Origin of the sequence: Streptomyces morookaense (assembly GCF_013030945.1) — a bacterium.
Lineage (GTDB): Bacteria > Actinomycetota > Actinomycetes > Streptomycetales > Streptomycetaceae > Streptomyces > Streptomyces morookaensis.
On the sequence record NZ_JABBXF010000042.1, the window covers coordinates 1 to 10,390 of the forward strand.

General features: G+C 71.3%; 10 protein-coding genes. 5 read left to right on the forward strand and 5 right to left on the reverse strand.

The window, feature by feature from the left end; genetic code table 11:
* From HG542_RS19100 to HG542_RS19115, 4 genes are all read left to right on the forward strand, one after another.
* Positions 1-909 (forward strand): TraR/DksA family transcriptional regulator (locus tag HG542_RS19100; RefSeq protein WP_176606728.1); only part of this gene is annotated, 909 nt, incomplete at its 5' end.
* 66 nt (positions 910-975) lie between these two features.
* Positions 976-1,533 carry a signal peptidase II gene (gene lspA / locus HG542_RS19105; protein WP_171083057.1) on the forward strand — a complete coding sequence of 186 codons (558 nt, stop codon included), beginning with the start codon at positions 976-978 and terminating at the stop codon, positions 1,531-1,533.
* Between the two features lie 37 nt (positions 1,534-1,570).
* The gene (locus HG542_RS19110) at positions 1,571-2,512 is read left to right on the forward strand and encodes an RluA family pseudouridine synthase (protein ID WP_171083059.1); all 942 of its coding nucleotides are present in this window, start codon (positions 1,571-1,573) and stop codon (positions 2,510-2,512) included.
* 53 nt (positions 2,513-2,565) lie between these two features.
* Positions 2,566-4,155, forward strand: coding sequence for a Na+/H+ antiporter (locus tag HG542_RS19115; protein WP_171083060.1), 1,590 nt, complete (start codon positions 2,566-2,568; stop codon positions 4,153-4,155).
* Between the two features lie 3 nt (positions 4,156-4,158).
* Here HG542_RS19115 and HG542_RS19120 read toward each other — a convergent pair whose 3' ends face one another.
* Complete coding sequence (locus HG542_RS19120; RefSeq protein ID WP_171083074.1) at positions 4,159-5,262, reverse strand: mechanosensitive ion channel family protein; 1,104 nt, start codon at positions 5,260-5,262, stop codon at positions 4,159-4,161.
* Between the two features lie 63 nt (positions 5,263-5,325).
* On the opposite strand from HG542_RS19120, the gene HG542_RS19125 reads away from it, so the two are divergent.
* Positions 5,326-5,955 carry a dienelactone hydrolase family protein gene (locus tag HG542_RS19125; RefSeq protein ID WP_171083062.1) on the forward strand — a complete coding sequence of 210 codons (630 nt, stop codon included), beginning with the start codon at positions 5,326-5,328 and terminating at the stop codon, positions 5,953-5,955.
* Between the two features lie 25 nt (positions 5,956-5,980).
* On the opposite strand, the gene HG542_RS19130 is transcribed toward HG542_RS19125, so the two are convergent.
* From HG542_RS19130 to HG542_RS19145, 4 genes are all read right to left on the reverse strand, one after another.
* Complete coding sequence (locus HG542_RS19130; protein WP_171083064.1) at positions 5,981-7,612, reverse strand: alkaline phosphatase D family protein; 1,632 nt, start codon at positions 7,610-7,612, stop codon at positions 5,981-5,983.
* Positions 7,613-7,697: 85 nt separating this feature from the next.
* Positions 7,698-8,549, reverse strand: a complete 852-nt coding sequence (locus HG542_RS19135; protein WP_171083066.1) for a thioredoxin domain-containing protein — start codon at positions 8,547-8,549, stop codon at positions 7,698-7,700.
* Positions 8,550-8,618: 69 nt separating this feature from the next.
* Complete coding sequence (locus HG542_RS19140; protein ID WP_171083068.1) at positions 8,619-9,272, reverse strand: hypothetical protein; 654 nt, start codon at positions 9,270-9,272, stop codon at positions 8,619-8,621.
* Positions 9,273-9,360: 88 nt separating this feature from the next.
* A complete protein-coding gene (locus HG542_RS19145) occupies positions 9,361-10,209 on the reverse strand; it encodes a thioredoxin domain-containing protein (RefSeq protein WP_171083070.1) in 849 nt (282 codons plus the stop codon).
* Positions 10,210-10,390: the final 181 nt, after the last annotated feature.

The following is a 10,390-nucleotide window of genomic DNA, read 5'->3' on the forward strand; positions in this document are numbered from 1 at the left end:
CCGGCCAGGGAGTCCGCTGCTGCAGCGAAGAAGAGCGCATCGTCGGCCAAGAAGGCCGCGTCGGCGGGCAAGGCTGCCGCCGCGGCCAAGGGGGCCGCTTCGGCGAAGGAGACAGCCGGTACGGCGAAGAAATCGGCCGCCACGGCCAAGAAGACAGCCGGCGCAGTGGCGAAATCCGGCGCCGCGGCGAAGAAGACGGCCGCTACGGCAGAGAAGACAGTCGGCGCCACGGCGAAGAAGTCCAGTGCCGCGGCGAAGAAGTCCGCCGCCGCGGTGAAGGCCGGTGATTCGGCCAAGAAGGCCGTTGCGTCGGCCAAGAAAGCCGCTCCGGCCCACAAGTCCGCTCCCGCCCACAAGGCTGCCTCCATTCAGGCGGCCGCCCCCGGCGGGGTGGGCGAAGGTGCCGGGGCACGGAAGAAGGCGGCAGTTGTCGCCGAGGAGACGGGAGCCGGGACGGTGACGGGTAAGAAGATGACGGACGCTGCGCGGAAGGTGCCGGGGGCACGGGCGGGGGAGGGGGTGCTCGCCGTGCGGCCGGGGGAGGAGCCGTGGACGGCCGCCGAGGTTGCCGAGGCGCGCAGCGAGTTGCAGAGCGAGGTGCTGCGGCTGCGCGGCGAGATCGCGGCGGCGGGGCAGGCCATCACGGGGCTGATGAGGGACTCCGGTGACGGCGCGGGCGACGATCAGGCGGACACCGGCACCAAGAACATCGCCCGCGAGCACGAGCTCGCCCTCGCGGCCCACGCCCGCGAGACGCTGCAGCAGACCGAGCACGCGCTGGAGCGGCTGGACGCGGGGACGTACGGTCTCTGCGAGAGCTGCGGCAATCCCATCGGAAAGGCGCGGATGCAGGCATTTCCCCGGGCGACCCTGTGTGTCGACTGCAAGCAGCGTCAGGAACGTCGCTGACCGGCCTGCCGGTGTGTGCCGTACCCTCGTCCTCAAGCCAGGCAGGGACGACGTCGAGGGACTCACGTGACAGAGGCGGAACAGGCCGGACGACCCACCACCGGTGCGACGGCGGCCGACGGGACCGGCGGTACCAGGGGCCGGCGGCGCATCGGGGTGCTGCTCGGCGTCGCGGCCTTCGCCTATCTCCTCGACCTCGTCAGCAAGCTGCTCGTGGTGGCCAAGCTGGAGCACCACGACCCGATCCAGATCGTCGGCACGCTCCTGCAGCTGGAGGTGATCCGCAACCGCGGCGCCGCCTTCGGCATCGGCGAGGCCATGACGATCGTCTTCACCGTCATCGCGGCGGCCGTCATCGTCGCGATCGCCCGGATCGCCCGCAAGCTCTACAGCGTGCCGTGGGCCATTGCACTGGGCCTGCTGCTGGGCGGTGCGTTCGGCAACCTCACCGACCGGCTGTTCCGGTCGCCGGGCGGCTTCGAGGGCGGCGTGGTCGATTTCATCGCGCCCGCGCACTTCGCGGTCTTCAACCTCGCGGACTCCGCGATCGTCTGCGGAGGCTTCCTGATCGTGATCCTCTCCTTTCGCGGGCTCGATCCCGACGGGACCGTCCATCAGGACTGACGTACGGGCTCCCCGGCCCGTCCTGCATACTCGACAGGTGAGCACGATTCCCGAGATCCGCGCCCTGCACGTTCCCGACGGCCTGGAGGGCGAGCGCGTCGACGCCGCGATCGCCCGCATGTTCGGCTTTTCCCGCACCAAGGCGGCCGAGCTGGCGGCCGCGGGCAAGGTCCAGCTCGACGGCGCCGAGGCCGGGAAGTCCGACCGGGTGACCGGCGGGGCCTGGCTGGAGGTCGAGATGCCGGCGGCCCCCGCGCCGGTGCAGGTCGTCGCCGAGCCCGTCGAGGGCATGGAGATCGTCCACGACGACGAGGACATCGTCGTCATCGTCAAGCCCGTCGGCGTCGCCGCCCACCCCAGCCCCGGCTGGACCGGCCCCACCGTCATCGGCGGTCTCGCCGCCGCCGGCTACCGCATCTCCACCTCCGGCGCCGCCGAGCGCCAGGGCATCGTGCACCGCCTGGACGTGGGCACCTCGGGCCTGATGGTCGTCGCCAAGTCCGAGCGCGCCTACTCCCACATGAAGCACCAGTTCCGGGAGCGCATCACCGACAAGCGCTACCACGCGCTGGTCCAGGGCCACCCGGACCCGATGAGCGGCACCATCGACGCCCCGATCGGCCGTCACCCGAACCACGACTACAAGTGGGCCGTCACGGCCGACGGCAAGCCCTCGGTCACCCACTACGACCTCATCGAGGCGTTCCGCGCCGCCAGCCTCCTGGACATCAAGCTGGAGACCGGCCGCACGCACCAGATCCGCGTGCACATGTCCGCGCACCGCCACCCCTGCGTCGGCGACCTCACCTACGGCGCCGACCCCACGCTCGCCAAGCGGCTCAAGCTGACCCGCCAGTGGCTGCACGCCGTGCGGCTGGGCTTCGAGCACCCGGCGGACGGCCAGTGGGTGGAGTTCGAGAGCGCCTACCCGGACGACCTGCAGTTCGCCCTGGACAAGGTGCGCGCCGACAGCGCCTGACGGCACACCGGCCCGTCGGGCGGGCCGGGGGCGGGTGAGGCAGTCTGGAGCTCGTGGACCAGCTCGCCCTGCTGTTCGTGCTGCTCCTCGGGGCGCTTGTGACGGTGCCGCTGGGGGACCGGCTGGGGCTGCCGTCGCCGGTGCTGATGACACTGGGCGGGATCGTCCTCGCCCTGCTGCCGTTCGTGCCGAACGTCGCCATCCCGCCGGAGTTCATCCTCCCGCTGGTGCTGCCGCCGCTGCTCTACGCCTCCGCCCAGCGCACCTCCTGGCGGCAGTTCGCGGCCAACCGGCGGCCGATCTTCCTGCTGGCGGTGGCGCTCGTCTTCGTCACCACCGCCGCGGTCGCCGCGGTCGCCAATGCGATCGTGCCGGGGATCTCGGTCGCCGCGGCCGTGGTGCTGGGCGCGCTCGTCGCGCCGCCCGACCCGGTCGCCGCGACGGCCGTCGCGGGCTCCCTGGGAATGCCGCGCCGCCTGGTCTCCATCCTGGAGGGCGAGGGGCTCTTCAACGACGTCACCGCCATCGTGCTCTACCACGTGGCCGTCGCGGCGGCCGTCAGCGGCAGCTTCTCGATGACGAGGGCGGCCGGCGAGCTGGTGTTCTCCGCCGTGGTGGCCGTCCTGGTCGGCCTGGTGCTCGGCTGGGTGTCCAAGCGGCTGATGGACGTCCTCGGGGACCCGACCCTGCAGATCGGGCTCACCCTGCTGGTGCCGTTCGTCTCCTACGTCCTGGCCGAGGAGTTCAAGGGCTCCGGGGTGCTCGCGGTGCTGACCACCGCGCTCTACCTGGCCGAGTTCGCCAGCGACGCCGACGACGTCCTGGGGCGGCTGGCCGGGCACACCTTCTGGGAGATCGTCGACACCCTCGTCACCGGCGTCGCCTTCGGCCTCGTCGGCCTCGAACTGCACAACGCCATCAGCACCGCCGCGGGCCGCTGGGGCGAGATGCTCGGCATCGGCGGCATCGTCGTCGCCGTCGTGGTCGGCGTGCGCCTGATGTGGCTGCTGCCCGCCGCATGGCTGGCCAAGCGACTGCACAAGGGCCGTGACGTCGACGAGGAGATCCTCACGAGCTGGCGGGAGACGCTGGTGATGTGGTGGTCCGGCATGCGCGGCGTGGCCTCCGTCGCGCTCGCCCTGGCCATCCCGCTGACCAAGGACGACAAGACGCCCTTCCCGGCCAGGGACGAGATCCTCTTCATCGCCTTCGCCGTCATCATCTCCACGCTCGTCGTCCAGGGCCTGACGCTGCCCCGGCTGGTCAGACGGCTCGGGGTGCGCGCCGACTCCGACTGGACGCGGGAGCTGGAGCGGCAGCTGGCCATCCGCGCCGCCAAGGCGGCCAAGCACCGGCTGCTGGAGATCGAGCAGGAGGAGGAGCTCTCCGAGGACCTGATGGAGATGCTGCACCGGCGTGCCTACGACATCGGCGCCCGCATCAGCCCCGAGATGGTCGACGAGGAGCGGCGCGAGGCCCACGTCCAGCGCGTCCAGCGGCTGCGGACGATCCAGCGCATCCAGGGCGATCTGCTCTCGGCCGCGCGGCACGCCGTGCTGGACGCGCGCAGCGAGCCGTGGATGGACCCGGAGGTCGTGGACCGGGTGCTGCGGCACCTGGACGTACGCAGCCTGCCGGGCTGAGCGTCACGCCGTGCCCGGGCCCGGGCCGATGTCCTCCGAGGCAGGCGGGGTCTGCCGCCGGTCGGGCGCCTGGGCCAGGCCCGGCGCGGGCGCGGTGTTGATGCGCGGGAGCGCGTACGGGTGTTCGCGCCGCAGCCAGCCGACCAGTTCCTCGCGCACCACGCAGCGCAGCGTCCAGATGTCGGACGCGTCCTTGGCCGTGACCAGCGCCCGCACCTGGACCGTCGTCGGGGTGGTGTCCGTGACCACCAGGCTCCAGGCCCGGCCGTCCCACTCCGGGCAGCCCACGAGCACGCTGTGCAGGTGTTCGCGTATCAGGTCGACGGGCGCCGCATGGTCGAGGTGCAGGAACACCGAACCCGTCATCTGCGGGTTGCCGCGCGACCAGTTCTCGAACGGCCTGCTGGTGAAGTACGAGACCGGCATGGTGATGCGCCGCTCGTCCCAGGTGGTCACCACGATGTAGGTGAGGGTGATCTCCTCGACCTTGCCCCACTCCTTCTCCACCACGACCGTGTCCCCGATGCGGACCATGTCGCCGAAGGCGATCTGCAGCCCGGCGAAGAGGTTGCCCAGCGTCGGCTGGGCCGCGACACCGGCGACCACGCCGATGAGGCCGGCCGACGCCAGCAGGGACGTGCCGACCGTCTTCATGTCGGGGAACGTCAGCAGCATCGCCCCGGCCGCCACCACGACGACGGCCGCGGTGACGACCCGCTGGATCAGCGTGAGCTGCGTCCGCACCCTGCGCACCCGGGCCTCGTCCGCGGAACCGGCCGCGTAGCGCGCGTAGAAGGACTCGACCACGGCCGCGGCGACCCGCACGGCCAGCCAGCCGCAGGCGCCGATCAGCACCAGGGTCAGCGCCTGGGCGATGACGCCGGACGGCCCCACGACGACCCCCGCGTACCCGTAACCGCCGCGCAGCAGCGCCGTGCACAGCACCACCGCGAGCGGGCGGCGGCAGCGGCGCAGCAAGGTCCACAGCGGGGTCTCGGGGTGCCGCTCACCGATCCGGCGCAGCATCAGGTCGGCGATCCGGACGACGACCAGGGTGACGGCCACCGCTCCGCCGACGACCGCCACGGGGCGCAGCAGGTCCTCCATGGACACCTTCGGCTCACTCCTCCCGGGTTACCGGCGGGCGCCCCTTCCGAACGTACTGGCACGATGGGTGGCACGCGATCCAGCTGTAAGGAAGTGACCCCAGTGGCGTCCCCTACCACGATTCTCCTGTTCCATTCGGCCTACGGTCTGCGGCCTGCCGTGCACGCCGCCGCGGACCGGCTGCGGGCCGCCGGGCACGAGGTGCACGTGCCGGACCTCTACGACGGCCGGACGGCCGACAGCGTCGAGGAAGGGATGGCGATCAAGGACGAGATCGGCCGGGAGGAGCTGCTGCGCCGCGCCATCGCGGCGGCGGCGCCGCTGTCGGAGCGGGGGCTGGTGTACGCGGGGTTCTCGCTGGGCGGGTCGATCGCCCAGAACCTGGCGCTCGGCGACGAGAAGGCGCGCGGGCTGCTGCTCCTGCACGGCACGTCCGACCTGCCGGAGGACGCGGCCGTGGACGAGCTGCCGGTGCAGCTCCACGTGGCGGATCCGGACCCGTTCGAGCCGCATGACTGGCTGAACGCGTGGTATCTGCGGATGCAGCGGGCCGGGGCGGACGTGGAGGTGCACCGGTATGCCGGTGCGGGGCATTTGTTCACGGATCCGGAGTTGGCGGACTTCGATGCGGAGGCCGCCGACATGGCGTGGAAGGTGGCGCTGGGGTTCCTGGACGAGGTTTCTCGGCCCTGACCCGCCCCTTCCCGTTTCCCGGGGCTCATCCCACCGGCGAGGTGACCCGTTCCACCCGCTGAGTGCCCGAACGCGTCCGGTACGAACGCGCCCACGTCGCCGCCGACTTCGGGTTCGTCTTGTCGGACAGGACGTAGTAGTCCATCTGCGCCCGCTCCCGCGTCACGTCCAGGACGCCGTACCCGTGCGAGTCCATGTCCACCCACTTCACATGGCGGTTGGCCGCCCGTATCGCGGCCCCCGCGGCTGCGGACACCGTGTGGGGGCGGACATGGAGCGTGTCGTCCAGGTTGTCCGCCGTCACCGAGGTGACCACGAACTCCGTGGCCACCGACGGCGACAGCGGGTACGTCGCCGCCCGCTTCGGCACGTCGTTGGCCCACGCCATGTGGATGTCGCCGGTGAGGAAGACCGTGTTGCCGATGCCCCGGTCCGTGAGGTGGGCCAGGAGCTCGCGGCGGTCGTCCGTGTAGCCGTCCCACTGGTCGGTGTTGACGGTAACGCCCTCCGTCGGCAGGCCGAGCAGCTTGGCCAGGGGTTCCAGCAGGTGGGCGGGGAGGGCGCCGAAGGCGACCGGGGACATCATCACCGGGTTGCCGACGAGGCGCCACGCCGTGTCGGAGGACGCCAGGCCGGACTTGAGCCAGTCGAGCTGGGCGCGGCCGGTGATCGTGCGCTCCGGGGCGTCGACCTTGCCGCTGCCCGCCCTGGCCTGCTGGGTGCGGAACGAGCGCAGGTCCAGCAGGTGCAGGTCCGCCAGGGTGCCGAAGCGCAGCTTCCGGTAGGTGGTGCCGGCGACCGAGGGCCGTACCGGCATCCACTCGAAGTACGCCTGCTTCGCCGCCGCCATGCGGGCCGTCCAGTCGCCCTCGGCGCCGGGCGTGTGGTTGCCGGCGCCGCCGGACCAGGCGTTGTCGGCGAACTCGTGGTCGTCCCAGATGGCGATCAGCGGGTGAGTGTGGTGCAGCGCCTGCAGATCGGGGTCGGTTTTGTAACGGCCGTGCCGCGTACGGTAGTCGGCGAGGGTGACGATCTCGTGCTCGGGCTCGTGCTTGCGCACGACGTACTGCGCCGCGGGGTATTCGCCGGACTTGTACTCGTAGATGTAGTCGCCGAGATGGAGCACCGCGTCCAGGTCGCGACGGGCCGCGAGGTGGCGGTACGCGGAGAACCAGCCCGACTCCCAGTTGGCGCAGGAGACCACGCCGAAACGGATGCCCTCGGCGGTCGCGTCGTGCGCGGGGGCGGTGCGGGTGCGGGCGACGGGGGAGACGGCGGTGCCGGCGGTGAAGCGGTAGAAGTAGCCGGTGGCCGGGCGCAGTCCGCGGACATCGGCCTTGACGGTGTGATCGCCCGCCGCCGTCGCGGTGACGGCGCCCCGGGCGACGACGCGGGTGAAGGACGCGTCCTCGGCCACCTCCCAGCCCACCTCGACGGCGGGCCCGCGTCCGGAGCCGGGGACGGCGTCCGGGACGGGTGTGACGCGGGTCCAGAGCAGGACGCCGTCGGGGAGCGGGTCGCCGGAGGCGACACCGTGCAGGAAGGCGGGCGCGGGCTCCGCGGCCGAGGCGGCGGCGGTCGGCAGGAACACGGCGGCGGCCGCACCGGCGGCCACCGCCGTGACGGCAGTACGGCGGGATATGTCAGGAGATGTCACGGGCCATCACCTTACCGGTTGGTAAAGCATGAGTAATGGCCCAGTGGCTCAGTTGCTCAGCGGCCCAATGGCTTTATGGCGCCGGTTACTTCTTCAGCTGCTGGTCCACCAGCGCGTTGTACTGCTCCGGTGTGATGTGCGCACCGCCCACGCTCAGCACCTTGCCGTTGAGCTTGAAGCCCGGGGTGCCCTGGATGTCCTTGTTCGGGCCGACGAGCTTGTCGAAGGCGTCGGACATCGCCAGCGCCCACTTGTCGTAGGTGCCGTCCTTGACGTTCTTCTCGAACTGCGCGTTGCCCTTGAGCTCCTTGACCTGCTGCGCGATGTCGATGAGCTTCGCGTTGTCGGAGAACGCGTCGTCCGTCTCCTCGGGGTGGTTCTTCGCGGAGAACAACGCCTCCTTGTAGTGCAGGAAGGCGTCCGGGCCGATGTTCAGCGCCGCACCCAGCGCGCTCAGGGCGTTCTTCGAACCCGAGCCCTTGATCTGGGGGTTGCGGTCCAGGAACGTCCCGATGTGGTACCGCGCCTTGTACTTGCCGTTCTTGATGTCCTTCACGACGGTGTCGCCCGCGCCCTGCTCGAAATCCGAGCACATCGGGCAGCGCATGTCCTCGAAGACGTCGAGGGTGTTCTTCGCGTCCTTGTTGCCGATGACGACCTCGGTGCCCTTGTCGCCGGTGGTGTTGGCGGGCTGGGTGAACGTCGTCCTGTCGGCGGCGGCCTGCCAGTCCTCGCTGCTCACCTTGTTGTTCTTGCTGCCGTTGGTGGCGTTGGTGACGACCCAGCCGATGCCGCCGGCCGCGGCGAGGACGGCGACGATCGCGCCGCCGACGATCAACTGCCGCTTGGTCTTCGCCCTCTTGGCGTCGCGCTCGCGCTGCGCGCGCAGCCGTTCGCGGGCGGCCTGCTTGTTCTGGGCGTTGTTGCGGGTGCTCATGATGTCTTCTCCGCGTGACGAAGGGAGGTGTGCGGGACCGTACGGGTGCGTGTGCTCAGGACCCGGGGCTCAGACGTGAGCCGGGCACACGGACGGCGGTCCGCGCCGCACGACGGAGTGGACGAGCAGGGGCAGCGCAGCGGCCGGCAGGGTGTCGCGCACCGGTCGCAGGGGCACCCGCGCGGGACGGCCCGCCGGGCACAGGGCCAGGACGGCCAGCAGCAGTGGCCGGAACGCGACGGCGACGACCGCCCGCAGCATGCGGGACACCGCCACCTCGCCCCGGCGCAGCCATGCGGCGGCCGCCAGCCCGACCGCGACGTGCGCGGCGAGCAGCAGCCAGGGGGCCGCGCCGGGACTCGCCGGTGAGGTCAGCGGAGTGCCCAACGGGCCGCCGCCGCAGACCAGATCGATGCCCAGCGTGTGCAGCGGCCCGGCCACCGGGCCGCCCGCCTGGCCGTAACAGGCGTTCTGCCCGGTGGTGAAGACGGTGTCCGCCGCCAGCTCCAGCGGCACGAGCAGGGCGGCGATGGCGGCGAAGCCGCGCTCCCGGCCGGCCAGCGCCCAGGCGACCGTGAAGTACCCGGCCGACAGGGCGGAGACCGTGGAGAGCGGCAGCGGCATCCGCGAGAGCAGGACGTGTCCGCCGGCCGACAGGGTCATGCAGAGCGCGGTGAACACCACTGCCCGCAGCGCCCTGAGCCGAACTCCCGTCCCCTTCATGAGGCCGAAGTGTGCCACGCGCACCTGTGGGTGTCGCGTCAAGATTCGGCATCAGTACGGGGACGGGTCAACCGTCCCGTTCCGCCCGTTACTTCAGCTGTGCGTCGACCGCCGAGGTGAACTGGTCCGGGGTCATCGGGACGCCCTTGCCGTTGGGGGTGTCCACGCTCAGCTTCTTGCCGTCGAGCTTGACGGTGGGGGTGCCGGTGACGTCCTTGTGGCTGTCGAACTCGTCGGACATCTGCAGGGCCCACTTGTCGAAGGTGTGGTCCTTGACGTTCTTCTCGAAGTCCGCGTTGCCCTTGAGCGCCGGGACCTGCTGGGCGACCTTCAGCAGGACGTCGTCCTTGGAGTAGTCGTCCTTGGTCTCGTCGGGGTGGTTGGCCTTCGCGTACAGCGCCTTGTTGTAGGCCTGGAAGGCCTCGGGGCTGACGTTCAGCGCCGCGCCCAGCGCGCTGAGGGCGTTCTTCGAACCGGTGCCGGCGATCTGCGGGTTGCGGTCGAGGAAGGTGCCGATGTGGTACTGGGCCTTGAACTTGCCGTCCTTGATGTCCTTCTCGACCTGGCCGCCGACGTTCTGCTCGAAGACCGAGCAGATCGGGCAGCGCATGTCCTGGTAGACCTCGAGGGTGTGCTTGGCGTCCTTGCTGCCGATGACGACCTCGGTGCCGTTGTCGCCTGCGGTGTTGGCCGGCTTGACGAGCGTCTTCTTGGCCGCGGCCTCCCAGGCCGAGCTGGTGCTCTTCTTGCTCGCGCCGCTGTCGCCCAGCTGCGTGGCGGCGTAGCCGATGCCGCCGGCTATCGCCAGGATGCCGACGATGGCGCCGCCGACGGTGAACTGCCGCCTGGTCCGCTCCTTCTTCGCCTGACGCTCGCGCTCGGCGCGCAGCCGCTCGCGGGCCGACTGCTTGTTCTCCCAGTTGTTGCGGTTGCTCATGGTGCTGGTGTCTCCGTGGTGCGTGGGGTGCAGGTGTCTTCTCAGGCGAGGGCGGGGCCGGGAGGGGGCCCGCGCCGCACGACGGAGTGGAGGAGCACCAGCCGCTGCCGTGCCCGGCGCACCCGGCGGGCGCGCCGCACGGGCGCCCCGCGGCGCGGGACGGCGGCCGTGAAGCCCGCGG